Origin of the sequence: Pseudomonas sp. 22085 (assembly GCF_052045815.1) — a bacterium.
GTDB classification, from domain to species: domain Bacteria; phylum Pseudomonadota; class Gammaproteobacteria; order Pseudomonadales; family Pseudomonadaceae; genus Aquipseudomonas; species Aquipseudomonas glycinae.
Genome location: NZ_JBQEQA010000033.1, coordinates 25,650 through 51,405, shown reverse-complemented (window position 1 = coordinate 51,405; position 25,756 = coordinate 25,650). Strand labels below are relative to the sequence as shown.

The following is a 25,756-nucleotide window of genomic DNA, read 5'->3' as shown; positions in this document are numbered from 1 at the left end:
TCCGGGGGTGGGAGCGCAGCGACCGTGCGGCGCAGCCGCATGCATCGAGAGGAGGTGCAGCGAAGCAAACCGTAGGCGATGCCCCCGGATGAATCCCGGAGCGAAGGAACCCCGAGCCCAAGCGAGGGGCCGAACGCCGGGGCCCAGCCTTTTGGTTCCTTTGGGGCGTTTGCCAAAGGGACTCGCCGTAAGGGCGAAACCGCCAGCGGCAGCACCCAAAGAAACGGATATTCACACCAAACAACCAGCAACCTGGTCGGCCCAAAGGCCGCCAAGGTCAAATCCAAATCAAAGCCGAAAGTGCCCCACCATCCCCTTGAGCTCACTCCCCAACTGCGCCAGCTCAACACTCGAAGCCGCATTCCCCCGCATCGCAATCGAAGACTGATCCGCACTCGCCCGAATACTCGTCACACTGCGATTGATCTCCTCAGCCACCGAACTCTGCTCCTCGGCCGCCGCCGCAATCTGCTGGTTCATCTGCTGAATCAACGAAACCGCCGCCGCAATACTCCCCAGTGCGCTTTCGGTCTGCAACGCATCACTCACCGCCAGCTTCACCAGCTCGCCACTGCTCTGAATCTGCTGCACCGACGAATGCGCCGCCGAACGCAAGGCACTGACCAGCCGCTCGATCTCCTCGGTCGACTGCTGAGTGCGCCGGGCCAACGCCCGTACCTCATCGGCGACCACCGCAAAGCCCCTGCCCTGCTCGCCCGCCCGCGCCGCTTCGATCGCCGCGTTGAGCGCCAGCAGGTTGGTCTGCTCGGCGACACTCTTGATCACCCCCAGCACCGTGCCGATGTTCTGGATCTCCGCACTGAGGCTCTCGATGCTCGAACTGGCCGACGTCGCCGAATCCGCCAGTTGCTCGATCCGCGCCATGCTCTGGCGCACCACCTGCTGGCCACTTTCGACCTTGCCATCGGCGGTCTGCGCCGCGAGCGCCGCCTCCTCGGCATTACGCGCCACATCGTGCACGGTGGCGGTCATCTGGTTCATTGCCGTGGCGACCTGTTCGGTTTCCTCTTTCTGGCTGCTGACCTCAAGGTTGGTCTGCTCGGTCACCGCCGACAGCGATTGCGCCGAACTCGCCAGCTGTTCGATCCCCGCCTGCAACCCGCTGACAATCGTGCTCAGGCCCGCGCCCATCTGCTGCATGGCCAGCATCAGTTGGCCGATTTCGTCGCGACGGGAGACCTCGATCGTTGCGCTCAGATCACCGGCTGCAATTTGTTGCGCCACATGAATCACGCTGCGCAACGGTGCGACGATCAACCGGGTGATCACCCACGCCGCAATCAGCCCGACCAGCAACGCCAGCGCCGATGATCCAATGATCAGCACCGAATTCTTTTTCAGTTCGCCCTGCATCGCGGCGTCTTGCGCGACATAGGCCTGTTGGACCCGCGCCACGACTTCGTCGGCCCGTTGGTGCAGCTGTTGATAAACGGTCTTTTCCTGGGCCAGCAATCCGGTGTACTCGGCCAGCTTGTCGCTGAAACCGGCAATGTGCCCCGACACTTCATTGAGCACCGTCAGGTAACCCTCATCCTTGACCGTGGATTTGAGCTGCTCGGCCTGGGTCTGAGCCTGGGCAGCCTGCTCGATATTGCCCTGACCGGCACTGTCGTCACCCTTGCGGCTCTGATCCAGGCGTACTCGCGCTTCGTTCATCGCCTGCAACATCAAGCGTGAGACCTGACTGACCTGACCGGCCTGCTCGATGAATTGCGCCCCGTCCTTGCCCTCGCTGTCTTTCAGGGTGTACGCGCCGTCATCGGCAAGTCCTGCCTGCAACACATCGAGATTGTTGGCAACGCTGGACACCGACCAACTGGCCATTTCCAGCGCCAGGTCCTTGGCCTGGGACAACGAGACGAATTCATCGAACGCCTTGCGATAAGCACCCAATGACTGTTGGACGTCATTCATGACCGACTCATTGCCCGGCGACAAAATCTTGAGTTGGTCGGCCATGGCGATCAGACCGTCGACGCCTTCGTGCAAGGCATCGACGGTTTTCGGGTTGCCGTGCAGGGCGTAGTCCTGCTCCAGCAGGCGCACCTTGAGCAAGCCACTGTTGAGCGATGACATCTGCTTGAGGCCATCGAAGCGCTGACTGATGGTTTGCAGGGACCAGACGCCAATGGCGGCCACCAGCGCCGTCAGCAGCAACACCAGCACAAACCCGATACCCAGTTTTTTTGCCATACCGAGGTTGGCAAAACGTCCTTGCACGGCCGAAATCATTGCGCGTAGTCCCCTGCCATAGTCTGTTGTCGAAGATTCGCAATGGCCTCGAACCAGCACAAGTCTCTGGCGTCGGAATAATGGCAAAAAGCTACGCTCGCGTCGTTTTCAGAACGTTCGAGGTCGATCCATGGCTGTATCGCGGAAAAACTGCCGTGCCCGTGGATCACAGGCGTAAGCCACGTTGATCCGCTGCCAGTCGCAGGCTTCGCCACTGGGGCTGAACGACGTTGCGCAGGACAACCGCACACCGCATCGCAGAGCATGCCTGCGCAAGCGCGCCTCATCGGCCACTGGCGAACGTGCCCAGATGAACAGACCGCCGGTGGGCTTGCCGAACACCTCCCAGTCAGCATCTTCCAGCGCCTGAAGGGCAGCCGCACGATCGGTGGAAAGCCGCTGACGCTGACGCTGTACCAGTTTTCGATAGGCACCACTGGCCAGCAATCCGGCCAGAACCGCCTCGCAGAACCTCGAGGTGCCCATGCAACTGATCATCTTGACCCGCGCCATACGCTCGATCAGCTCGCCATCGGCCACCACGAAACCCACCCGCAGCGAGCTGCTCAAGGTCTTGGAAAAGCTGCCGACGTAAATCACCTGCCTCTCGTCATCCAGCGCTGCCAGTCGAGTACCGCTACCGTTGTGCAAGTCGGCGTAGACATCATCTTCGATCAGCCTCAGAGCGTAGATCCTGCTCAACTCCAGGATTCGTCGGGCGACCGCCGGCAACAGGCAACTGCCCGTGGGATTGTGGTGGTGACTGTTGATGAACAGCGCCGACGGCCGAAACTGCTGCAGCAACGTCTCGAGTGCTTCGACATCCGGCCCGCCCGCCGTGCGACGAACCTCCAGCATGCGCACGCCGTGCAGGCGCAGGAGATCGAACAGGGGCGCATAACCGGGGGTCTCGACCACGACGCAATCACCGGCCTTGAACAACGTACGCACGATCAGGTCCAGTCCGTGGCTGGCGCCAGCGGTGGTCATCACCTGTTCTTCGGCGGCCTTGATATTAAGCAACCCCAGGCGTTTGACGATCTGTTCGCGCAACGCCGGCAGGCCCAGGGGCGTGCTGTAGTTGAACAGACTGGCCATGTCGGCGCGCGTCACCTCGCGGATCGCGTAGCCAAGATCATCAGGCTCGCGCCAACTCTCCGGCAGGACGCCACTACCCAGCGTCAAACCGCCGCGCCATCGGGTGGCTGGATCGCCCCCACTGCACTGCCCCTCACTGGCGGAGCCATCGATCGCCTTGCAACACTCCGGCAGCGAAGCCGCCACAATGAAACCCGAGCCCTGGCGCGAGGCCAGAACGCCCTGCGTCACCAGCCGCTCGCAGGCCTCCATGACGCACGACTGGCTGAGCAGATTGCACCGGGCTATGTGTCGCACGGAGGGCAGGCGCGTCGTCGGCGGCACCTGCCCTTGCATGATCCAGTCGATCAACCCGTCAACAATCTGCTGTACGACCGGCACCATTGCCTGTCGGTCAATTCTCAATTCCATGAGCACGCAAACTCCTGTCCGTTTTTGCTGGCGGCAGTAAATCACAGCCACGTCCTTGAGACTGTGCGACAAAACCGCCAAAAACCTCCTTTCTCAATATTTGAAACACATTGTTTAGCGAATTCACGGAGCCGCCCCCGAGACGAAAAAAGCCCGCCGGTGGGCGGGCTCGTTCATGCATCAGCCAATGGCCTCTCAGAAGGCGGTCACGCCACCATCCACGGCCAGCGAATGGCCGGTGGTAAACGCCGCGCCATCACTGCACAGGTACAGCACGGCGCTGGCAATTTCCTCGACCTTGCCGATACGGCCGACCGGGTGCATCGCGTTGGCGAATTCGCCTTTCTTCGGATCCGCTTCATAGGCGCGACGGAACATGTCGGTGTCGATCACTGCCGGGCATACGGCGTTGACGCGGATTTTCTTCTTGGCGTATTCGATGGCGGCGGACTTGGTCAGGCCGATCACCGCGTGCTTGGAAGCCGCGTAGATGCTCATCTTCGGCGCAGCGCCCAATCCAGCCACCGACGCGGTGTTGACGATCGCCCCGCCGCCCTGCGCCAGCAGCAACGGCAGCTGGTACTTCATGCACAGCCAGACGCCCTTGACGTTGACGCCCATGATCGCGTCGAACTCGTCCATCGAGCCTTCGGCCAGTTTGCCCTTCTCGATTTCGATCCCGGCATTGTTGAAGGCATAGTCGAGACGGCCGTAGGTATTGATTACCTCATCCATCAGATTCTTCACTTCGCTTTCGACGGTCACGTTGCAGCGCACGAAGGTCGCTTCGCCGCCGGCTGTACGAATCAGCGCCACAGTGCCCTCGCCCCCGGCCGCATCCAGATCGGCCACCACCACTTTCAGACCTTCGGCGGCGAACGCCTGGGCCGTCGCGCGGCCGATGCCGTTGGCCGCGCCGGTGACGACGGCTACCTGACCGGAAAACGTCATGCTCATTGTTATGTCCTCGAATGCGGGGGGGATTGATGAAGGCAGCATAGCCAGAGGGGCCTGAGTGACGTCAGCACTATCAAAAGGCCGGTTAGGCTTGCATGAATCGCAGTGATGAAACCCATGGATCGACTATCACCGTACTGGATCGGCCTGCATTCGCCCCGTGAGCCAACCTTGCGGCATCGCTCATGAAGGTCTATCAACAAGGCTTCATTCAACTCGAGTGCCAGTCATGACCAACCAGATCAATCGCCAGTTCCTGCTCGCCAAACGCCCGGTGGGCGCCGCCACCCGCGAGACCTTCACCTATCAGGAAGTCCCGGTCGGCGAGCCGGCGGCAGGGCAGATTCTGGTCAAGAACGAATACCTGTCCCTCGACCCGGCCATGCGCGGCTGGATGAACGAAGGCAAGTCCTACATTCCGCCGGTGGGTCTGGGCGAAGTCATGCGCGCGTTGGGCGTGGGTAAAGTCGTCGCCTCGAACAACCCGGAGTTCGCGGTCGGGGACTACGTCAATGGTGCGCTGGGCGTGCAGGATTATTTCCTCGGTGAGCCCAGAGGTTTCTACAAGGTCGATCCGAAACTGGCACCGCTGCCGGTTTACCTGTCCGCACTGGGCATGACCGGCATGACCGCTTATTTTGCCCTGCTCGACGTCGGCGCACCGAAGGCTGGCGATACCGTGGTGCTGTCCGGCGCAGCGGGCGCGGTGGGCAGCATTGCCGGGCAGATTGCCAAGATCAAGGGTTGCCGGGTAGTCGGGATCGCCGGCGGCGCGGACAAGTGCAAGTTCCTGGTCGAGGAACTGGGCTTCGATGGCGCCATCGACTACAAGAGCGAAGACGTGTTGGCCGGCCTTAAACGCGAATGCCCGAAAGGTGTGGACGTGTATTTCGACAACGTCGGCGGCGATATCCTCGACGCCGTGCTCAGCCGTATCAACCTGAAAGCACGCGTGGTGATCTGCGGCGCGATCAGCCAGTACAACAACAAGGAAGCGGTCAAAGGCCCGGCCAACTACTTGTCGCTGCTGGTCAACCGCGCGCGGATGGAAGGCTTCGTGGTGATGGATTACGCCGCGCAGTACGCCAGCGCCGCCCAGGAAATGGCCGGCTGGATGGCCAAGGGTCAGCTCAAGAGCAAGGAAGACATCGTCGAAGGCCTGGAAACCTTCCCGGAAACCCTGGGCAAACTGTTCAGCGGCGAGAACTTCGGCAAACTGGTGCTGAAGGTCTGAAAACGAGGAAGGGAGCCATCGGGCTCCCTTCTTTGATGCTTCAGCTGTTCGCTCAGGCCAGTTCGGCAACCACCGAGGCCAGGGCCTTGGCCGGATCCGCCGCCTGGCTGATCGGACGGCCGATCACCAGATAGTCGGAACCGGCATCCAGCGCCTGACGCGGGGTCAGGATGCGACGCTGGTCGTCCTGGGCACTGCCGGCCGGACGAATCCCCGGGGTCACCAGTTGAAGCGACGGGTGCGCGGTTTTCAGCGCAGTGGCTTCCAGCGCCGAGCACACCAGACCGTCCATCCCGGCCTTCTCGGCCAGTGCCGCCAGACGCAGCACCTGCTCCTGCGGCTCGATGTCCAAACCGATACCCGCCAGATCCTCACGCTCCATGCTGGTCAGCACGGTCACGCCGATCAGCAACGGTTGCGGGCCGCTGCGCTTGTCCAGCTCTTCACGGCAGGCCGCCATCATGCGCAGGCCGCCGGAGCAGTGAACGTTGACCATCCACACGCCCATCTCGGCCGCGGCCTTGACCGCCATCGCCGTGGTGTTGGGAATGTCATGGAATTTCAGGTCGAGGAATACTTCAAAACCCTTGTCACGCAGGGTGCCGACGATTTCCGCGGCGCAGCTGGTGAACAGTTCCTTGCCCACTTTGACCCGGCACAGTTTCGGGTCCAACTGGTCGGCCAGCTTCAGTGCGGCGTCACGGGTAGGGAAATCCAGGGCGACGATGATAGGAGTCTGGCAGGCGGACATGGATGGGCTCTCAGGCAAGTCGAAATCGGCGCGCATTGTAGCGGAACCGGCGACGGCGCGGCACCCGATGATCGGTAAATCGTCGCGCCAACCGTGATCAGCATAGCCTTGCAGGGTATTGTGTCGAACCCGATACACAACCGACACGCCGGCAACATGCGCCCGCGCTAGCCTCGCCAGCCGCAACAAGTCCTTACAGCAGCCCTTCCCGCCTCACGGCCGGACGCCTATGCTGAAACCACAACCTCGCAGCCTATCTTTGTGGTTGGCGGCCTACTGGCAGATGAACAGCCTCATGCACAACTCCCAAGTCTCCGTGAACGACGAGCAGAAAGACGACAAGCGCTGGAGCATCCGCGCGCTGATCGTCGACGATGACGTGCCGATCCGCGAACTGATGATCGACTACCTGGCCCGCTTCAACATTCACGCCAGCGGCGTCACCGACGGCGCGGCGATGCGCCAGGCGATGCAGGCCGAGCATTTCGACGTGGTGGTGCTCGACCTGATGCTGCCCGGCGAAGATGGCCTGTCGCTGTGCCGCTGGCTGCGCGCCGAATCGGACATCCCGATCCTGATGCTCACCGCCCGCTGCGAACCCACCGACCGGATCATCGGCCTGGAACTGGGCGCCGATGACTACATGGCCAAACCGTTCGAACCTCGGGAGCTGGTGGCGCGGATCCAGACGATTCTGCGTCGGGTGCGCGACGACCGCACCGAACAGCGTGCGAATATTCGCTTCGACAACTGGCGCCTGAACAGCGTCCTGCGCCAGCTCATCGCTGACGATGGCCTGGTGGTGCCGCTATCGAACGCCGAATTCCGCCTGCTCTGGGTGTTCATCGAACGTCCGCGCCGGGTGCTCAGCCGCGAACAGTTGCTGGACGCCGCCCGTGGCCGCTCGATCGAAGCCTTCGACCGCAGCATCGACCTGCTGGTCTCGCGCCTGCGGCAAAAACTCGGCGACGACCCGAAAGCCCCGCAGTTGATCAAAACCGTTCGCGGTGAAGGCTACCTGTTCGACGCGCGGGACATCGGCTGATGCGGGCGCGCTTCGACACGCTGTTCGGCCGCCTGTTTGGTGTGCTGTTGGTGGCGATCGTCCTGGCGCACTTGCTGGCTTTCGCCTGGTTCCACCATTACGGCCCGCCGCCCCCACCTCCGCCGCCGGAGTTTTCGCAAAACCTCGACGGCAAACAGCCGCCGCAGGATCCGCGCTACCCGCCCCGTCCGCCGCGACCGTGGTTCGGCGGGCCGATCGTGCCGCTGACCTTCCAGTTCATCTCGCTGATCATCGCCGCCTGGTACGGCGCCAAGCTGTTGACCCGGCCGATCCAGCGCCTGAGCGACGCCGCCGAGCGCCTGAGCGAAGACCTCGACAGCCCGCCACTGGACGAAACCGGCCCACGGGAAGCACGGCAGGCTGCGTACACCTTCAACCTGATGCAGCAGCGCATCCGCGAACAGGTGCAGCAACGCGCACGAATGCTCGGCGCCGTCTCCCACGACCTGCGCACCCCGCTGTCGCGGCTGAAACTGCGCCTGGAAAACATCAACGACGACAAGCTGCAGGGCCAGATGCGCCAGGATCTGGACGACATGATCGGTATGCTCGACGCCACACTCACCTACCTGCACGAACAACGCACCAGCGAAGCCTTGCAGTTGATGGACGTGCAAGCGCTGGTCGAATCGCTGTGCGAAAACGCCCAGGATCAAGGCGCCGACGTTCAGGTCAGCGGCCACTGCGCCCCGTTGCAGGTACAGCCGATGGCCTTGCGCTCGTGCATCAACAACCTGATGGACAACGCCCTGCGCTACGCCGGCCAAGCGCACATCGAACTGCAAGACCAGCGCGAACAACTGCTGATCCGCGTCATCGACCACGGCCCGGGCATCGCGGCGGACAAGCGTGAAGCCGTATTCGAACCGTTCTTCCGCCTCGAAGGCTCACGCAACCGCAACTCCGGCGGCGTCGGCCTGGGCATGACCATCGCCCGGGAAGCGGCGCAACGCCAGGGCGGACAACTGACCCTGACAGAAACACCCGGCGGCGGCCTGACCGCCGTGATCCAACTGCCTCGCCACTGATCTCGACTGTGTACCGACCGGTACAAACCTCACATACCCGAGACACCTTGTGCCTTGAGGCTGCATAAGCCGGTACACCCACCGGTTTCCAGTCCAAGGAGTGAGCCCGATGATCGGTAGCGTCAGCAACTACACGAGCTATACCAGCACCAGCAGCACCTCCACCCAAAACGCCCGCAGCCAGCAACTGCAAAAGGAACTGTTCGCCAAGCTCGACAGCAACGGCGACGGCGCGGTGGATCAGGACGAACTGGGCAGTGCCCTGTCGCAGAAGTCCAACGACGGCCTGCTGGTAAGCCTGAGCAAACAATTCGGCGATCTGGACAGCGATTCCAGCGGCAGCCTCAGCGCCGAAGAAATGACCGCCATGGCCCCACCCCCACCGCCCCCAGGCGACCAGGCCCCCAACACCGAACTCGCCGACGCCCTGATCAGCGCCCTTGACGCCGACGGCGACGGCGCCATCAGCAGCGACGAGCTGAGCAATGGCCTGACCAGCGCCGGCAGCACCGCCGACAGCAGCAAAATCTTCTCGGCCCTGGACAAAAACGAAGACGGCGTCGTCAGCCAGGACGAACTCGCCGCCAGCCTCACCCCACCGCCACCCCCGCCGCCGCAAGCCTCCAGCGACGAACTCTTCAGCCAGCTCGATGCCGACGGCGACGGCAGCGTCACCGCCACCGAACTGAACAGCGCGCTGCAGGCCAGCGACGGCACCTCATCGAACAACACCGACACCGCCGCCGCCCTGCTCAAAGTGCTGGACAGCGACAGCAGTGGAAACGTCAGCAGCGACGAACTGAAAGCTGCACTGCATACAGGCCGTGAGCGCCCGGATGACGAACAGACCGCCAGCAATACTCAAACCACCACCGAAGCGCTGAACCGCATGATTGCCAATCTGAGCAAGCAGTACTCGCTCGAAAGCACCGCGTCGGTGGGCAAGTATTTGAATGTGGCGACTTGAGTTTGGGTGAGGATTTGAGGGACGACTGAGGTTGGCTGGGTGAGTGGTTTGCTTCGACTTAGCGGTGTGTCATCAAAGCGCCCCTCACCCTAGCCCTCTCCCAGAGGGAGAGGGGACCGACCGAGGTGTTTAAGCGAACTACACCGACATGAAATGCCGAAGTGAACTCAGGTTTTCAAAAACATATACAACCCCACTCCTGATTTGGCTTTGGCTTTCGCTTTGGCTTCCCACCACTCAACACAATGAGCGTTAGCTCGAGTACCGCTTTTGACGTACCGGCCCCTTCGGAAGGCTGAGTGGAGGGATTTATCCGGGGGTGGGAGCGCAGCGACCGTGCGGCGCAGCCGCATGCATCGAGAGGAGGTGCAGCGAAGCAAACCGTAGGCGATGCCCCCGGATGAATCCCGGAGCGAAGGAACGCCGAGCCACAGCGAGGCGCCGGACGTTGGGGCAAGCCCTTTTGGTTCCTTTTGGGGCGTTTGCCAAAAGGGACTCGCCGTAAGGGCGAAACCGTCAGCCGCAGCACCCGAAGAAACGGATATGTACACAGTCAACCCAAAACCTGGTCGGCCCAAAGGCCGCCAAGGCAAAAGCCTCAAACCCGAGCCTGACTCTTACTCCAATCCGTCAACAAACTATAAGCAACAGCCAAAAGCGTAGGCCCGATAAACAACCCGATAAACCCAAACGCAATCAACCCGCCAAACACCCCAAGCAACACAATCACCAACGGCAGATTCCCGCCCCGGCTGATCAGATACGGCTTGAGCACGTTATCCACGCCACTGATGATGAACGTCCCCCAGATCCCGAGAAACACCGCCATCCCGTACTCGCCCTTCCAGGCCAGCCACGCCGTGGCCGGAATCCACACCAGCGGCGGTCCCATCGGAATCAGACTGAGCAGGAACGTCACGATCCCCAGCACCAGCGCCCCCGGTACCCCGGCAATCAGGAAACCGATCAGCGCCAGCACCGCTTGCGCCGCCGCCGTACCGATCACCCCGTTGACCACCCGTTGCACGGTACCGGCCACCAGATCGATGTAGTACCCGGCCCGGTCACCGATCAGGCGTTGCAGCAGACTGTGCACGAACGCCGCCAGTCGCGGCCCGTCGCGGTAGAAAAAGAACACGAAGACAATGCTCAGGGTCAGCTCGAGAATCCCGCTGCCGATCTGCGCACTGCGCGCCAGCAACCAGTTGCCGACCTGCCCCAGATAGGGTTTGACCGTCACCATCAGCGCCGCGCCCTGCTGATCGATGCTGTTCCAGATCCCGACAAGACGCTCACCCACCAACGGCACGCCGCCCAGCCAACTCGGCGCCTCAGGCAATCCGTCGACCTGCACATCCTTGATGAACGCCGTGGCATCACGCACGTGATCGGCCAGATTGAACCCCAGCCACACCAGCGGCCCCGCCACCAGCAACATCCAGCCCATGGTCAGGACCAGCGCCGCGAGGGATTCCCGGCCATTGAGCCAGCGGGTCAGCAAGCGCATCAGCGGCCAACTGGCAAACGCCAGCACCGCGCCCCAGAACAGCGCCGACCAGAACGGCGCCATCACCCAGAAACTGGCACCAAACAACACCAGCAACAGGATCTGCACCAGCAGACGATCATTATTGGGCATGTGAAATCTCGAAAAAAATCAGTCAGGCAAAGAGTAGGCGAACACGTCGAGCGTGTCCGCCAAAGACACCTTATCGCAACAGATCGATGCGCAGACCTTCGCCGTCGACACTGCCGGTTTCCATTCGCGCGGCGCGCACGCCCTGCCCGATCAGCGCCTGCCGCCAGGCCTCGGCCTTGGGTCCGGACACCGTCACCCGCAACGTGGTGTCGAGGTTCAAGCCACGGGACAGCAAGCGCAGCCAGGTGTCATCCGGATCGCCGGCCAGTTTTGGAAAATCCAGTTCGCCGGTGCTTTTCAGTTCCCGCAACAGCGTGGCCGAGGTCGGCAGCAGCTCACCGAGCGGTGCCAGTGCTTCAAACTGTTCAACGTGCAGATAAGCTTTGCGATTGCCGCGGGTGATGCTGTACAGCGCCACCAGCGTGTTGTCGCGCGGGGCCGCGAGCCTCAACAGCAGATAGGCCTGCTGCTCGTCGGCACCGTACAGCTTGGCGTTGCCGAACACCTCGTTGGCCCACAGGCTGCTCTCGCCGCAATCCCGGGCCTGGCACCAGAACAACAGCTGGGCGTCCTGCTTTTGCAGGGCTTCGCGAGCGAGGGTGAAAGCTTCGGTGGCGGAATGTTCCGGCGGCAATTCATAGGTCACCGAGGTGGTTTGCCCCCGGGCGCTGACCTGGCCGTCGAAACGCAACTGGCCGCTGATCTTGCGGATCGAGCCGAGCGGGTAGATCCGCTCCAGCTCCACGGCGGGGCGATAGTCGACGATCTGTGCATCGGCCACACGCGGCACGATCGGCAGGTCCTGACTGCCCGGCAGGTCGGCAGCGAATAGAAAGGGACTGAAACAGCACAGCGCCAGCAGACTGATAGATCGCATGGACAGGCTCATCGCAGGGGCATGGCCTGGGTGCCTTGAGGGCAGTTTGAAGTCGCAGCGGTGTAGAAATCCATCTTGGTTGTCTCCCATTTCAACCTGCCCAGCCTCGACAGTTGCCGGGAGCAAGTCAAGGAATGGCGAAGAACCGATTGAAACAGTCTGCGACAAGGTCGGCCCCGGCCTCATCGTTCAGGTGCAGATGGTGCCCGCCCGGCAGCTGTTCCCGGTCAAAGGGTAGACGCTCCAGCAGCTCCGAATGTTTGGCCAGCATGCCGTCAGCGGCGACCACCAATTGCGCGGGGCAGGCAATGCGCTGGACGAACGCCATCGCCTGCTCCTGGGTCAGGCGCAGCGGCGATGGCAGGGTCAGGCGGTTGTCGGTGCGCCAGGTGTAACCGCCGGGCACCGGCATCAGACCGCGCCGGGCCAGCAGTTCGGCGGCCTCGCGACTGACCGCCACCAGCCCTTTCATCCGCGCCTCGATCGCCCGGTCGAGAGTGTTGTAGACCGGTTTGCGCTTTTCTCGAAGATCGAGCTGCGCCTGCAGGGCCATTCCCATACGCTCGGCGGCGTTCTCGCCTTTGTCGGTAGGAGGAATTACCCCGTCGATCAACGCCAGATGGGTGATGCGTTCGGGCAACGAGCCAGCCAGCACCAGCGAAACAATGGCGCCCATGGAGTGCCCGAGCAGGCCGAAACGCTTCCAGCCCAGTTGTTCGGCGACCTGCAGCACGTCATGGGCGTAATCCCACAGTGCGTAACCGGCGCCGTTCGGCCGGTGCCCGGAATGCCCGTGACCGGCCATGTCCAGCGCCACGATGCGCAAGCCTTTGAGCTTGGGCGCCAGGCGGGCGAAGCTGTTGGCGTTGTCCAGCCAGCCGTGCAGGGCGATCACCGGCAACCCGTCTTCCGGGCCGAACAGGTGCGCTGCCAGTTCGATATGCGGCAGGCTCAGGCGCACTTCTTCGACGGCGGGGTTCATGCGCAATCCTTGTCTTGCCGGCGCTCCCAGCGATTGAACAGGTTTTTCAGCAATTGTGCGGTGTCCTGCGGACGTTCAAGCGGAAACATATGGCCGCCGGGCACGGTCAGCGACTCGCCTTGAGGCAGGCGCCCGACGAACCGGGTGTGGTGGTTCATCACCACGCGGCTCTTGTGCCCGCGCACCACCGCCAGCGGTACTTTCAATTGCCGGGTATGCGCAGGACTGGTGTGCGGCACGCCGCGATAGATGCTGATCTCGGTCGCAGGATCGAAGCGCAGGCGCAATTTGTCGCCGACCTTGTGCAGACCATGCTGCAAGTAGGCATCGAAACATTCCGGATCAAAGCTGCGAAACAACGTCTTGCCGGCAAAATAACCACGGGCGCTGTCCAGGTCGGCAAATTCTTCGCGCCGCCCGAGCGTGCGGCCGGCCGGCGTCAGTTTGTCGATGAAACCAAAGCGCTTGGCGGCGCGGATCACCCATTGATCGGTGCGGGTCAGCACCGGCGAGTCGAGCATCACCACGCCCCGATACAGTTCCGGGCAACGCAGTGCGGCGTGCAAATGCAGCATGCCGCCGAAGGAATGGCCAACACCCCACACTGGTTCATCTTGTTGTTGCAGGTGATGGATGAGTTCGTCGACCAGGTGGTACCAGTTGTCACCCGCCGGGAAACGCGGGTCATGGGCGTGTTGTTCCAGATGCGCGACCCGGTACTCGGGCGCCAGCGCCGCGAACAGTTTGCCGTAGGTACCCGAAGGGAAACCGTTGGCGTGGGCGAAGAAGATCGGTTGCGACATACCGGCAAATCCATGAGCGGAAAACAGGCGTTGATTGTCCGTAAGACCGCGTCCCACAGCAATGACCGTAACTGCCAGGAATGATGACAGTCCGGTCAGGGCTATGACGCTCGCGCCATCAACGTGCCGGCGGTTGTTCTCCCAGCGGCACCACCGCCATGGTCAGGCGCGATACACAACTGGCCTTGCCTTCATCGCTGGTCAGGCGAATGTCCCAGACGTGGGTGGTACGGCCGATGTGGATCGGTTTGGCCACCGCCGTCACCCGCCCGCTGCGCAGACCACGCAAGTGGTTGGCGTTGATTTCCAGGCCCACGCAATAGAACTTGCTGGCGTCGATGCACAGGTAACTGGCCATCGACCCGACCGTTTCCGCCAGCACCACCGAGGCGCCGCCGTGCAGCAGGCCGTAAGGCTGATGGGTGCGATGGTCGATGACCATGCTGGCCGTCAGGGATTCCTCGTCGAAGGACTCGAAGCGGATGTCCAGCACTTCGCCGATGGTGTTTTTCTGGATTGCGTTCAACTGCTCGATGTTCGGAGTGGTGCGCCACAAGGTCATCGCAGGCTTCCTTTGTTGTTTTGATCGACGCTCAATCCTGCCACAGCACCGCCTCGCTGCGCTCGCTCCATTCTTCGAAACGTGCTCCGTAGGTGTCTTCGATGATGTTGCGTTTAATCTTCAAAGTCGGCGTGAGGAAGCCGTTCTCCACCGCCCAACTGTCCTTGACCACCACCAGTCGGCGCAAGCGCTCGTGCTTGTCGAGGACGGCGTTGACCTCCTCCAGCAATTTTTCCAGGCTCGAATGCAGCGGCGCGCGGGGCTCTTCCCGGCCTACGGCGGAAAGAACGCACAACCCCAGCGGTGCACTCAGGCCATCACCGACCACACAGACTTGTTCGATCCGCGAATGCACCGCCAGCCGATTTTCGATCGGCGCCGGGGCGACGTACTTGCCCTTGCTGGTCTTGAAGATTTCCTTGAGCCGCCCGGTCAGGCGCAAACGTCCTTCAGCGTCCTGCTCGCCCTTGTCGCCGGTGCGCAGGAAACCGTCTTCGGTGAGGGTCTCGGCGGTTTTCTGCGGCTCCTTGAAATAGCCGAGCATGTTCGCCTGGCTGCGCACCTGCACTTCGCCGGACTCGTCGATCCGCACTTCAACTTCGGGGCACGGCCGACCGATCCAGCCTTCCTTGTATTGCCCCGGCAGGCAGATGTGCGAATAACCGCAGCTTTCGGTCATGCCGTAGACCTCCAGCACGTCGAGCCCGAGTTTCTGATACCAGCGCAACAGGGTCAGCGGCACCGGCGCCGCACCGGACAAGGCCACGCGCAAGGCATCCAGCCCCAACCCCGCCAATACCTTGTGGCCGATCCGCTTGCCGATGAAGGGCAGACCGAGCAGGAAATCCAGACGTTTCGCCGGGATCTTGCTGTAGACGCCCATCTGGAACTTGGTCCAGATCCGCGGCACCCCGAACATCGCCGTTGGTCGCGCCCGCTTGAGATCGGCAAGAAAGGTGTCGAGGCTCTCGGCGAAAAACACCGTTTGCCCGGTGTAGATCGACGCCAGCTCAACGAACATCCGCTCGGCCACGTGGCACAGCGGCAAATACGACAGCAGCCGGTCGTTCTCATTGAGGCCGAACAGCTGCGTACCGCGCGTCGTCGCGAATCCGAGATTGGCGAAGCTGTGCATCACGCCCTTGGGCAGGCCGGTGGTGCCGGAGGTGTAAATGATGGTCGCCAGTTGATCGGCAGCGGGACGCGGATCGTCCTGGATCGGTGAGCTGCGTTGCAGGTCATCCCAGTTGAAATCGAACGTGCCCGGCGGATGCAGCGGCAGGCTGACGATGGTCAGGCCGGCCGGTACACCCGGCGACATGCCCGGCCAGTCATCGAGTTTGCCGATGAACGCCAGCACGCTTTCCGAGTGGGTCAGCACCTGATTCACCGATTCGGCGGTGAGGTTCGGATAGAGCGGCACCGAGACATGCCCGGCCATCCAGATCGCCAGATCGGCGATGATCCAGTGCGCGCAGTTTTTCGAGATCAGGGCGATGTGGCTGCCTTGCGGCAATTCCCGGGATCGCAGCCAGTGCGCCGCGCAGCGAGCCTGATGGCCGACGTCGGCCCAGGTCAGTGTCTCGACCTGCCCGCCGCCGATCGGCTGCACCAGAAAACGCTGACGCGGGTGCCGGGCCTCGCGCTCATAAAACACGTCCAGCGGCAAACGGAAGGCGGAAGACATTCGACTCGCTCCTGTTTTTTGGTCTGGAGCAAGCGTAGTCAACCAAGCAAGTGCTTGGTTGACTATTTCATACAAAAAATTTCAGGGATGTTTAAGGCTGTTGAGCGTCATCGAGCCGATCAGCAACTCGCTGTGTTCAAGCTCGGCCAGCCCGGCGGTGCTGACCTTTTCCGGTGGGTAGCCGGCACCGTGTTGCAGGTAGCTGAGCAGATTGCCCACCAGCGGATTGTGGCTGACCAGCAGCACGTTGCTCACCGACACCAGTTGCTCGGCCACGCGGTCCGGGTCAACTTCCGGCGTCAGCCACTCGACTGTGCGGATCTCAGGCTCGAAGCCAAGGGCTTCGCGCACCAGTTGCGCCGTCTGCTGCGCCCGCAGGTAAGGGCTGGCGTAGATGGCGGTCAGCGGCTGGCCGATCAAGCGGGCCGCGCTGCTCAACACTTCCTGGCGACCGTGGGCGGTCAGCTCCCGCTCGGAATCCGGGCGCGAGCCATAGGGCTCGGCCTCACCGTGACGCAATACCCAGAGTTTCATAGCTTGGGTTCCTCATCCCGAACCGGATGCGGTGCCGGCGCGACGACGTGTGGCGCCTCACCTTCCGGCGTACGCGGCGCCGGCCAGTCGGCGAACGGCCAGGGTTTCTGGTCGCTGTGGAAGCTGCCGAAACGGCCGATCTGCGCCAGAAACTGACTCAGGCTGTCGCCGAAATTCATCAGGCTGACGCTCGGGGCGCCATAGATCAAACGATAGATCAACTGCACCAGCACCACCGCGCCGAGGATGAACTGCGCTACCTGCCAGACCAGGATGTAAACAATCATCCACAACACCCGCAGGAGGATGGATTCATATTTGGCTTCGGTTTTCGGATCGTTCATGGCCTGCTCCCTGCTGAATCAGTTGAAACCACTGGTGGAAATAAAGTCGACATCGGTTTTCGGTTCGGCACGCATCAGCAGACCGATCACCTGCTCAAGCGTGCGCCCTTCGAACAGGATTGCATGCAGTCCGGCGACCAGCGGCATGTAAACGCCGACCTCCTGGGCCTTGGCCTTGAGCACTTTCAGGGTGTTGACGCCTTCGGCCACCTCACCCAGGCGCGACACCGCTTCGTCGAGGCTCAAGCCCTGGCCGAGGGCAAAACCGACCTGGTAGTTGCGGCTTTTCGGCGACGAGCAGGTGACGATCAGATCGCCGACCCCCGCCAGACCGAGGAAGGTCATCGGGTTGGCGCCCTGATTCACCGCAAACCGGGTCATCTCGGCCAGGGCGCGAGTGATCAGCATGCTCTTGGTGTTCTCGCCCATCTCCAGCGCCACCGCCATGCCGGCGATGATCGCGTAGACGTTTTTCAGTGCGCCGCCCAGTTCCACACCGAAACGGTCGGCGCTGGCGTAGACGCGGAACGTGCGGCCATGCAATGCGGCCTGCACGGCTTTGCAGAGTTCTTCATCTTCGCTGGCGACCACGGTGGCGGTCAGCGCGTGTTCGGCGATCTCTCGCGCAAGGTTCGGCCCGGACAGCACGCCGATGCGCGCCTCGGGGGCGATCTCTTCGAGGATCTGGCTCATCAGTTTGAAGGTGTGGGCTTCGATGCCCTTGGTCAGGCTGACCAGCATCTTGCCGCTCAGGCGCTCGGCATGTGCCGCCAGAACCGTGCGCAGCGCGCTGGACGGCAACGCCACAAAACACAAATCGCAGGCGTCGAGGGTTTCCTGCAGGTCGGTGACCGCAGTCACGCCCGGCAGAATCTTGATGCCTTTGAGGTAACGCGGGTTCTCGCGATTGACCCGGATGGCCTCGGCCTGTTCGGGGTCACGCATCCACTGCCGGACTTGATGGCCGTTCTCGGCCAACAGATTGGCCACGGCGGTACCGAAACTTCCGCCTCCCAGGACCGCAATCGGGCGCTGTTCAGTCATATGTAATCCGTTAATCCATACCAGTGGCGATGCCGGCATTATACGGAGCGTCCCCTTCTCGGACAGCCCCGGCGTCAATTACCCGCACATGTAGGAAGAAGACCAATAAAACCGAGGAAAATGCCTGCAACGTGACTGGAAAAGTCGTCGACCTCGGTTAACATGCGCGCCAATTCTTTGCTATCAAGGCTGCGTCGTGTTTTCTGGCCCCCCTTCTCCGCGTTCGTCCCTGCTGCTGGCGCTAATGTTCAGCCCGATGCTGCTGGCGGACGACCTGTTTGTCGACAGTGAGGCCTTGCCGCAGATCCTGACCGCCACGCGGCTGAAACAGTCGCCGGCGGAAGTTCCGGGCAGCATGACCGTACTGGACAGCGAACTGATCAGCGCCAGCGGTGCCCGGGACATCAGCGAGCTGCTGCGCCTGGTGCCGGGGATGATGGTCGGCAACATCAGCGGCAATCAGGCGGCGGTGAACTATCACGGGACCAACGCCAGCGAAGCCCGGCGCATGCAGGTGTTGATCGACGGCCGCTCGGTGTACCGCGCCGGTCTCGCGACGGTGGACTGGAGCGACATTCCGGTGGCCATGGAAGATATCGAGCGCATCGAAGTCTTTCGCGGCCCGAACACCGTCAGCTACGGCGCCAACGCGCTGATGGCGGTGGTCAATATCATTACCCGCAATCCCGCTGACAGCCATGGCACGCGACTGAAGCTGACGCGCGGCCAACGCGGCATCAACGACTTCTATGCCAGCCAGAGCACCGGCTGGAATGGCGGCGATCTGCGTCTGTCGCTGTCCGGCCAGGAAGACGACGGCTTCGACAGCGACCGTACCGGCGCCGATTACCGCGACAACCGCCGCTTGAACCGCTTCAGTCTCGCCGTCAGCCAGACCCTGAGCGACAACCAGAGCCTGGACTGGCAGATCAACGCCAAGGACGGGACCAATCAACGGCCTTACACCTACCGTCCGGTGTTCTCCGGGATTACCGCCGCCGGGAACAATTCCGACGTGGTTGCCAAGGACTATGCCGGTTCGGTGCGCTGGAATCTGGACCTCAATCCCGATCACAGCCTTTATGTGCAAGGTTCTGCGCAACACTGGGATCGCCAGCAAACCTGGCGCGCCTGTGACGCCGAAGTGTCGTTCAGCCCGCAATTGACGGAGCTGTGGCAACTCAACCCGAACTACACCGAGCGCCTGGCCCGCAACATGACGCTGTTCACCGGCCCCGGCGCACCCGCCGGCACGCCGCAGGAAATGACCCTGGCCAATCAGGTGCTGGACCAGTGGCGCAACGGTGCGCGCCAGACCCTGTGCGGCGACATCGACCAGAGTGCCCGGGAATCGCGTTACGACCTGGAGTTGCAGGACACCCTCAGCCTGTCCGATAGCCTGCGTCTGGTCAGCGGCCTGAACTATCGTTACGACCGGGCCGATTCCGAGACCTATTTCAACGGCACGCTGGACGACACCACCTGGCGCGCCTTCGGCCAACTCGAATGGCGCGCCAGCGAACACTGGCTGCTACAGGGCGGCGCCATGTTCGAAGACACGCAATTGATCGGCAGCTCACTGACGCCCCGGTTTGCGGTCAATTACCTGATCAATCCACGCCACAGCCTGCGCGCGGTGTATTCAGAGGCCATCCGTTCGCCGGACATGTTCGAGAACAACGTCAACTGGAGTTATCAGGTGACCAACCTGCGGCCCGCCGCCTATGGCCAGTCTTCGGCCCGCTACTTCGTCAAGACCCGGGGCCCCGGCGATCTGGACCAGGAGCACATGCGCTCGCGGGAGCTGGGCTACAACGGCTACTTCTCGGAGTGGGGCCTGGCGCTGGACGTGAAGCTGTTCTACGACGAAATCACCGGGATGATCAGCGAACCGCTGCGCAACAATCAGTACATCGCCAGCAACGCCAACGATTCGCGGTTTCGCGGCACCGAGACGCAACTGGACTGGCGCCTGAGTGCGGCTGACCGCTTGCGCCTGACCTACGCCTTCGTCGACGCCGAGGCGAGCAATCCGCTGGATCAGCAATTCACCGCGCGCAACAGCGGCTCGGCCGGCTGGCTGCGCGATTGGGGCCACGGCTGGAACAGCGCCCTCTTCTATTACGGTGACAACGCGCTCAACGGTTACCGCTTCGAGCGGGTCGACACGCGCATCGCCAAACGCTTCGCCCTGGGCAAGGCCCAACTGCAACTGGCCGGCGTGCTGCAACAACGCCTCGACCATGAGCCAACCACCTTCGTCGACAACAATTACGACGAACGCCGCGTGGTGTATTTCAGCGCCGAGCTGGAGTTCTAGATGCGCTACGCCCTGTCACGGAAGATGCCAACGCTCGGCCAATGGTTGGCCGGGCTTTGTCTGTTCCTGACAGCATGGCTGCATGGCGTGGCCGTGCAGGCGGCCGATATTCTGCTGACCGGCGCCGAGGAAAGCCCCGGCGTGCAGTCCTTCGTTCAGGCCCTGAGCGAATTGCGCCCCACCGATCGCGTGCATTTCCAGCCACTGGCCAGCCTGCCGGCGCCGGGCAAGTTGCCGTCGAGCCTGCGCCTGATCCTGCTGGATCTGCCGAGCCTCGACTGGCGCATGCAGGAAAGCCAGGGGCCGGCGACGTTGGTCCTGCGCATCAGCCGCTTGCAAGCCCGGCAACGCTTCGGCGACGCGCAGCCACCCCACTTGAGCCTGCTGTGGGCCGATCCGCCGCTGAGTCGTCAGTTGCAACTGATCCGCCGGATTCTGCCCCAGGCCGGGCGCGTCGGCGTGCTGTTCGATCAGCACAGCGAGTTCCTGCTCAAGGAGCTGCAATCGGCCGCCCAGCCGCTGAATCTGCAAATCGTCCCGCAGCGCTGGGACAACACCCATGACAGCCGCCCCTTGCAGACCGTGCTGAAAAACAGCGACGTGCTGCTGGGCCTCGACGACCCTGATCTGTACAACCCGAAAACCGCAAAAAACCTGTTGCTCAGCAGTTACTCTCGGCAACTGGCACTGGTCGGGCCGAATGTCTCGTTCGTTCGCGCCGGCAGCCTGGCCAGTACCTACAGCGATCAGAACGACTGGCTGGCCGTCCTCGACGAACTGCTGGACCGGCCACCGGCCACCTGGCCGCGCACGCTCTATCCCGGGCGTTTTAAAGTCTCAAGTAATGCGCAGGTGGCTCGTTCCTTAGGGATAGAACCGATCAATGAAGCGTCTGTCGCCGCAGAGCTGGCCGAAGGAGAGCGCCGCCCATGATATTCCGCCGTTGGGACATCAACACCCGCACTCAGTTGATCAGTCTGGGCCCTGCGCTGTTGCTGACCTTGCTGCTGATCAGCTTTTTCACCTTCGTGCGCATTCAGGATTTGCGTCAGGAGCTGAACCACACCGGCCAGTTGATCGCCAACCAACTCGCACCGGCCACCGAGTACGGGGTGATTTCCGGCAACAACGAAGTCCTGGAAAGCCTGCTCAAGGCCACGCTGGCCACGCCGAACGTGCGGTTTCTGGAAGTGCAGGACAGCGCCAACCGGATTCTGGCCTACGTCGAACAGCCGGCGGATGCGCACAATCGCCCGCATCAGGTCGAAGTGTTCCAGGCGCCGGTGCGGCTGCAACGCATCGCCCTGCACAACGATTTTTTTCAGGACGGCAAGAGCAGCCCCGGCGTGGCCAGCGAGGACTATCTGGGACGGGTGATCGTCGGTCTGTCGAATGACGCGTTCAGTCAGCGCCAACAGGAAATTTTGCTCAAGGCCGGGATTCTCGCGTTGTTCGCCCTGCTCTTCACGTTCGTCCTGGCGCGGCGGCTGGCCGGCAGTCTGTCGCAGCCGATTCGCGACATCGGCAATGCGGTCAAGGCGATTCAGGACGGCGATTACAAGACCCCACTGCCGATTGTCGATGACACCGAGCTGGGCGCCCTGTCCCAGCACATCAACAACCTGGCCCAGGCGCTGGAACAGGCCAGCCGCGAGCAGCATCAGGCGATGGCGCAACTGATCCAGACCCGCGAAGAGGCGGAGAAAGCCAACAATGCCAAATCGGATTTCCTGGCGATGATGAGCCATGAACTGCGCACACCGATGAACGGCGTCTTGGGCATGCTGCAATTGCTGGAAACCACCGACATGACCGAAGAGCAGGTCGAGTATGCGGCGCTGGCTTCCGAGTCCACCGAGCATTTGCTCAAGGTGATCAACGACATTCTGGATTTCTCGCGCATCGAGCGTTCGGAACTGGAGCTGGAGCACATTCCGTTCAACCTCGCCGACCTGATCGGCGCCTGCGCCCATTCCTTCCAGCACAGCGCGGCGCAACGCGGGCTGGCCCTGCAACTGCGGATCCCCGATGACATGCACGACTTGCAGGTACAGGGCGATCCGACGCGGATCCGGCAGATTCTGGTCAACCTGGTGGGCAATGCCTTGAAGTTCACCGAGCAGGGGCGCGTCAGCATCGAGGCGCAATGGCAATCGCTGGATCACGAATTGCTGTGGTTCACCTGCGCGGTGCGTGACAGCGGCATCGGCATTTCGTCAGAGAGCCTGGAACTGATGTTCAACGCGTTCCAGCAGGCCGACAGCTCGATTTCCCGTCGATATGGCGGCACCGGTCTGGGCCTGCCAATTGCCCGCACGCTCGCCGAACGGATGGGCGGCACCTTGCGCGCCCAGAGTGAAGAAGGTCGCGGCTCGGTGTTCACCCTGGAAATACCACTGGCCTTATATAAGCAGGCGCTGCCCGCGCTTGCCGCACCGCGCACATTGAACGGTGCAAGTCACGGCGAAGGCCGAAATGTGCTGCTGGTCGAGGACAACCCGGTCAACCAGACGGTGATCGAAGCGATGTTGCGCAGCCTGGGCTTTACCGTCAGCGTCGCCGCCGATGGCGTGCAGGCGGTGCGCAGTGCCGGGGACAGCCGTTTCGAAGCGATCCTGATGGATTGCCGCTTGCCGCTGATCGACGGTTACGAAGCGACCCGGCAGATCCGGCAGCTGCCCGGCTGCGGCCAGGTGCCGATCATCGCCCTGACCGCCAATGCTTTGCAGGGCGACCGGGAAAACTGCCTCGCGGCGGGCATGAACGATTACCTGGCCAAGCCATTCAAACGCAATGATCTGCAGCAGATTCTGCAGCGATGGGTGCAGTAACGGGGCCCTTTCGAGCATCTGCGACTGGCGTGAAAAGCGAAAGTGCGGCAGTCTTAGGCACCCGAACGAGCCTCAAAAGGGGCTTGATTAAAAATTTCAGTGCACAAGTGTACATTCATGTCCTTGGTGCTGTGACTTTCACCACAACGCAATAGTCTATGAGTAGGCTGCCGGTTCGAGGCATGAACGCGTCGATCGGCCGGGAAGATTTGCCCCACCTGCCGCATGGGATTATTGAGGAGCTCGCATGACCAAACAAAACGCCTTTACTCGGGAAGACCTGCTGCGCTGCAGTCGCGGTGAGCTGTTCGGCCCAGGTAACGCGCAACTGCCCGCCCCGAACATGCTGATGGTGGATCGCATCACCCTGATCAGCGAAGAAGGCGGCAAGTACGGCAAAGGTGAATTGGTCGCCGAGCTGGATATCAACCCTGACCTGTGGTTCTTCGCGTGCCACTTCGAAGGCGATCCGGTGATGCCGGGCTGCCTGGGTCTGGACGCCATGTGGCAATTGGTCGGCTTCTTCCTGGGCTGGCAAGGCCTGCCGGGCCGTGGCCGTGCGCTGGGTTCGGGCGAAGTGAAATTCTTCGGCCAGGTCCTGCCGACCGCCAAGAAAGTCACCTACAACATTCATATCAAGCGCGTCCTCAAGGGCAAGCTGAACCTGGCCATCGCCGACGGTTCGGTGACTGTCGACGGTCGCGAAATCTATACCGCCGAAGGCCTTCGCGTCGGCGTGTTCACCTCCACTGACAACTTCTAAGGGTTATTCGCATGCGCCGCGTCGTTATCACTGGTCTGGGCATCGTTTCGTGCCTGGGCAATGACAAAGAGACCGTCTCCGCTAACCTGCGTGCAAGCCGCCCTGGCATCCGGTTCAACCCGGAATACGCCGAAATGGGTCTGCGTAGCCAGGTTTCCGGCTCCATCGACCTCAACCTTGAAGAGCTGATCGATCGCAAGATCTATCGCTTCGTCGGCCACGCAGCGGCTTACGCCTACCTGGCCATGAAAGACGCCATCGCCGACTCCGGTCTGACCGAAGAGCAAGTGTCCAACCCGCGTACCGGCCTGATCGCAGGTTCCGGCGGCGCGTCGACCCTGAACCAGATGGAAGCGCTGGACATCCTGCGCGAGAAAGGCGTCAAGCGCGTCGGCCCATACCGTGTAACGCGGACCATGAGCAGCACCGTTTCGGCCTGCCTGGCCACGCCGTTCAAGATCAAGGGCCTGAACTACTCCATCGCTTCTGCCTGCGCCACCAGTGCTCACTGCATCGGTACCGCCATGGAACAGATCCAGATGGGCAAGCAGGACATCGTGTTCGCCGGCGGCGGTGAAGAGGAGCACTGGAGCCAGTCGTTCCTGTTCGACGCCATGGGCGCTCTGTCCAGCAAGCGTAACGACACCCCGGAACAAGCCTCCCGCGCCTACGACGCTGACCGTGACGGTTTCGTCATCGCTGGCGGTGGCGGCATGGTAGTGGTCGAGGAGCTGGAACACGCCCTGGCCCGTGGCGCGAAGATCTACGCGGAAATCGTTGGCTACGGCGCGACTTCCGACGGCTACGACATGGTGGCTCCAAGCGGCGAAGGCGCAATCCGCTGCATGCAGCAGGCGCTGTCCACCGTCGATACCCCGATCGACTACCTGAACACCCACGGCACTTCGACTCCGGTCGGTGACGTCGCGGAAATGAAAGGTGTGCGTGAAGTGTTCGGCGACAAGGCCCCGGCCATCAGCTCCACCAAGAGCCTGTCCGGTCACTCCCTGGGCGCCGCCGGCGTTCACGAAGCGATCTACTGCATGCTGATGATGGAAGGCAACTTCATCGCCGGTTCGGCCAACATCGACGAACTGGACCCTGAAGTGGCCGATCTGCCGGTGCTGACCAAGACCCGCGAGAACGCCACCATCAACACCGTGATGAGCAACAGCTTCGGCTTCGGTGGCACTAACGCCACCCTCGTGCTGAAGCGCTGGGAAGGCAAGTAATTCCCTCCCGCTGAGCCGCACATGAAAACGCCCCGACTGGTTCGGGGCGTTTTTTTTCGCCTGGAGAAAAGCGCTTATCCCTGTGGGAGATGGCTTGCCAGCGATAACGTCGGCACAGCGAACATCCATGCCGGCTGACACTCCGCAATCGCTGGCAAGCCAGCTCCCACAGGGACTTTGGAGCTTCTGAAGATGAAACGTTTGTCATGCAACTTACCGCCCTGCGACTGAATGTCGCGGTTTCTGCGGGCTCCAGCGCTGTTGCAGATTTCGCAAGAATACATTGCACGAATCGGACGTTTACTTAGCAGGCTAACAAAATCTATAACAGAGTCCTGCACACGCCTTGCTGCAGATAACTTGAGATTTGGAG

At 62.1% G+C, this 25,756-nt stretch carries 22 protein-coding genes and 1 pseudogene; 9 read left to right on the top strand and 14 right to left on the bottom strand.

Going from position 1 to position 25,756, the window contains the following annotated elements; genetic code table 11:
* Positions 1-288: 288 nt before the first annotated feature.
* The 4 genes and pseudogenes from ACTJK7_RS28125 to ACTJK7_RS28110 form a co-directional block, all read right to left on the bottom strand.
* Positions 289-993 (bottom strand): methyl-accepting chemotaxis protein, encoded by a 705-nt coding sequence (locus tag ACTJK7_RS28125; RefSeq protein WP_440781017.1) that lies wholly within the window; start codon positions 991-993, stop codon positions 289-291.
* 204 nt (positions 994-1,197) lie between these two features.
* Positions 1,198-1,374: pseudogene (locus ACTJK7_RS28120) on the bottom strand (HAMP domain-containing protein); the annotation flags it as partial.
* A gap of 987 nt (positions 1,375-2,361) precedes the next feature.
* Positions 2,362-3,762, bottom strand: coding sequence for a PLP-dependent aminotransferase family protein (locus ACTJK7_RS28115; RefSeq protein WP_440781016.1), 1,401 nt, complete (start codon positions 3,760-3,762; stop codon positions 2,362-2,364).
* 195 nt (positions 3,763-3,957) lie between these two features.
* Positions 3,958-4,719, bottom strand: coding sequence for an SDR family oxidoreductase (locus ACTJK7_RS28110; RefSeq protein ID WP_007917441.1), 762 nt, complete (start codon positions 4,717-4,719; stop codon positions 3,958-3,960).
* 229 nt (positions 4,720-4,948) lie between these two features.
* Here ACTJK7_RS28110 and ACTJK7_RS28105 point away from each other — a divergent pair, with 229 nt between their 5' ends.
* The gene (locus tag ACTJK7_RS28105) at positions 4,949-5,953 is read left to right on the top strand and encodes an NADP-dependent oxidoreductase (RefSeq protein ID WP_440781015.1); all 1,005 of its coding nucleotides are present in this window, start codon (positions 4,949-4,951) and stop codon (positions 5,951-5,953) included.
* Between the two features lie 52 nt (positions 5,954-6,005).
* On the opposite strand, the gene pyrF is transcribed toward ACTJK7_RS28105, so the two are convergent.
* Positions 6,006-6,704, bottom strand: coding sequence for an orotidine-5'-phosphate decarboxylase (gene pyrF / locus ACTJK7_RS28100; protein ID WP_007960372.1), 699 nt, complete (start codon positions 6,702-6,704; stop codon positions 6,006-6,008).
* A 295-nt stretch (positions 6,705-6,999) separates the two neighbouring features.
* On the opposite strand from pyrF, the gene ACTJK7_RS28095 reads away from it, so the two are divergent.
* The 3 genes from ACTJK7_RS28095 (at position 7,000) to xopAW (ending at position 9,765) form a co-directional block, all read left to right on the top strand.
* Positions 7,000-7,749, top strand: a complete 750-nt coding sequence (locus ACTJK7_RS28095; RefSeq protein ID WP_064384157.1) for a response regulator — start codon at positions 7,000-7,002, stop codon at positions 7,747-7,749.
* Positions 7,749-8,798: a sensor histidine kinase gene (locus ACTJK7_RS28090; protein ID WP_440781014.1), complete on the top strand. Its 1,050-nt coding sequence runs from the start codon at positions 7,749-7,751 to the stop codon at positions 8,796-8,798. Before ACTJK7_RS28095 ends, ACTJK7_RS28090 begins: the two co-directional genes overlap by 1 nt.
* A 109-nt stretch (positions 8,799-8,907) precedes the next feature.
* The gene (gene xopAW / locus ACTJK7_RS28085) at positions 8,908-9,765 is read left to right on the top strand and encodes a XopAW family type III secretion system calcium-binding effector (protein WP_440781013.1); all 858 of its coding nucleotides are present in this window, start codon (positions 8,908-8,910) and stop codon (positions 9,763-9,765) included.
* Positions 9,766-10,363: 598 nt separating this feature from the next.
* On the opposite strand, the gene ACTJK7_RS28080 is transcribed toward xopAW, so the two are convergent.
* From ACTJK7_RS28080 to ACTJK7_RS28040, 9 genes are all read right to left on the bottom strand, one after another.
* Positions 10,364-11,404, bottom strand: a complete 1,041-nt coding sequence (locus ACTJK7_RS28080) for an AI-2E family transporter (protein WP_064383533.1) — start codon at positions 11,402-11,404, stop codon at positions 10,364-10,366.
* A gap of 70 nt (positions 11,405-11,474) precedes the next feature.
* Positions 11,475-12,281, bottom strand: coding sequence for a DUF4892 domain-containing protein (locus ACTJK7_RS28075; RefSeq protein ID WP_064383534.1), 807 nt, complete (start codon positions 12,279-12,281; stop codon positions 11,475-11,477).
* A gap of 127 nt (positions 12,282-12,408) precedes the next feature.
* A complete protein-coding gene (locus ACTJK7_RS28070; protein WP_064383535.1) occupies positions 12,409-13,263 on the bottom strand; it encodes an alpha/beta hydrolase in 855 nt (284 codons plus the stop codon).
* A complete protein-coding gene (locus tag ACTJK7_RS28065) occupies positions 13,260-14,066 on the bottom strand; it encodes an alpha/beta fold hydrolase (protein ID WP_039772855.1) in 807 nt (268 codons plus the stop codon). The genes ACTJK7_RS28070 and ACTJK7_RS28065 overlap by 4 nt, the downstream gene beginning before the upstream one ends.
* A gap of 118 nt (positions 14,067-14,184) precedes the next feature.
* Positions 14,185-14,628 (bottom strand): hotdog fold thioesterase, encoded by a 444-nt coding sequence (locus tag ACTJK7_RS28060; RefSeq protein ID WP_007957810.1) that lies wholly within the window; start codon positions 14,626-14,628, stop codon positions 14,185-14,187.
* Positions 14,629-14,659: 31 nt separating this feature from the next.
* Positions 14,660-16,315 (bottom strand): AMP-binding protein, encoded by a 1,656-nt coding sequence (locus ACTJK7_RS28055; RefSeq protein ID WP_108562989.1) that lies wholly within the window; start codon positions 16,313-16,315, stop codon positions 14,660-14,662.
* Positions 16,316-16,396: 81 nt separating this feature from the next.
* Positions 16,397-16,849 carry a phosphohistidine phosphatase SixA gene (sixA, locus tag ACTJK7_RS28050; protein WP_085655763.1) on the bottom strand — a complete coding sequence of 151 codons (453 nt, stop codon included), beginning with the start codon at positions 16,847-16,849 and terminating at the stop codon, positions 16,397-16,399.
* The gene (locus ACTJK7_RS28045; RefSeq protein ID WP_085655762.1) at positions 16,846-17,193 is read right to left on the bottom strand and encodes a DUF4389 domain-containing protein; all 348 of its coding nucleotides are present in this window, start codon (positions 17,191-17,193) and stop codon (positions 16,846-16,848) included. The genes sixA and ACTJK7_RS28045 overlap by 4 nt, the downstream gene beginning before the upstream one ends.
* A gap of 18 nt (positions 17,194-17,211) precedes the next feature.
* Positions 17,212-18,237, bottom strand: coding sequence for an NAD(P)H-dependent glycerol-3-phosphate dehydrogenase (locus tag ACTJK7_RS28040; RefSeq protein WP_064383544.1), 1,026 nt, complete (start codon positions 18,235-18,237; stop codon positions 17,212-17,214).
* 244 nt (positions 18,238-18,481) lie between these two features.
* Between ACTJK7_RS28040 and ACTJK7_RS28035 the strand changes: the two genes are divergently transcribed.
* The 5 genes from ACTJK7_RS28035 to fabB all read left to right on the top strand — a co-directional run bounded on the left by ACTJK7_RS28035 (position 18,482) and on the right by fabB (position 25,383).
* Positions 18,482-20,557, top strand: coding sequence for a TonB-dependent receptor plug domain-containing protein (locus tag ACTJK7_RS28035; RefSeq protein WP_440781012.1), 2,076 nt, complete (start codon positions 18,482-18,484; stop codon positions 20,555-20,557).
* Positions 20,558-21,490, top strand: a complete 933-nt coding sequence (locus ACTJK7_RS28030; RefSeq protein ID WP_236189979.1) for an ABC transporter substrate-binding protein — start codon at positions 20,558-20,560, stop codon at positions 21,488-21,490. It begins immediately after the preceding gene.
* Positions 21,487-23,388: an ATP-binding protein gene (locus tag ACTJK7_RS28025; RefSeq protein ID WP_282474093.1), complete on the top strand. Its 1,902-nt coding sequence runs from the start codon at positions 21,487-21,489 to the stop codon at positions 23,386-23,388. Before ACTJK7_RS28030 ends, ACTJK7_RS28025 begins: the two co-directional genes overlap by 4 nt.
* A 247-nt stretch (positions 23,389-23,635) precedes the next feature.
* A complete protein-coding gene (gene fabA / locus ACTJK7_RS28020) occupies positions 23,636-24,151 on the top strand; it encodes a 3-hydroxyacyl-[acyl-carrier-protein] dehydratase FabA (RefSeq protein ID WP_003227150.1) in 516 nt (171 codons plus the stop codon).
* Positions 24,152-24,162: 11 nt separating this feature from the next.
* Positions 24,163-25,383 carry a beta-ketoacyl-ACP synthase I gene (gene fabB / locus ACTJK7_RS28015; protein ID WP_007957797.1) on the top strand — a complete coding sequence of 407 codons (1,221 nt, stop codon included), beginning with the start codon at positions 24,163-24,165 and terminating at the stop codon, positions 25,381-25,383.
* The last annotated feature ends 373 nt before the right edge of the window (positions 25,384-25,756 follow it).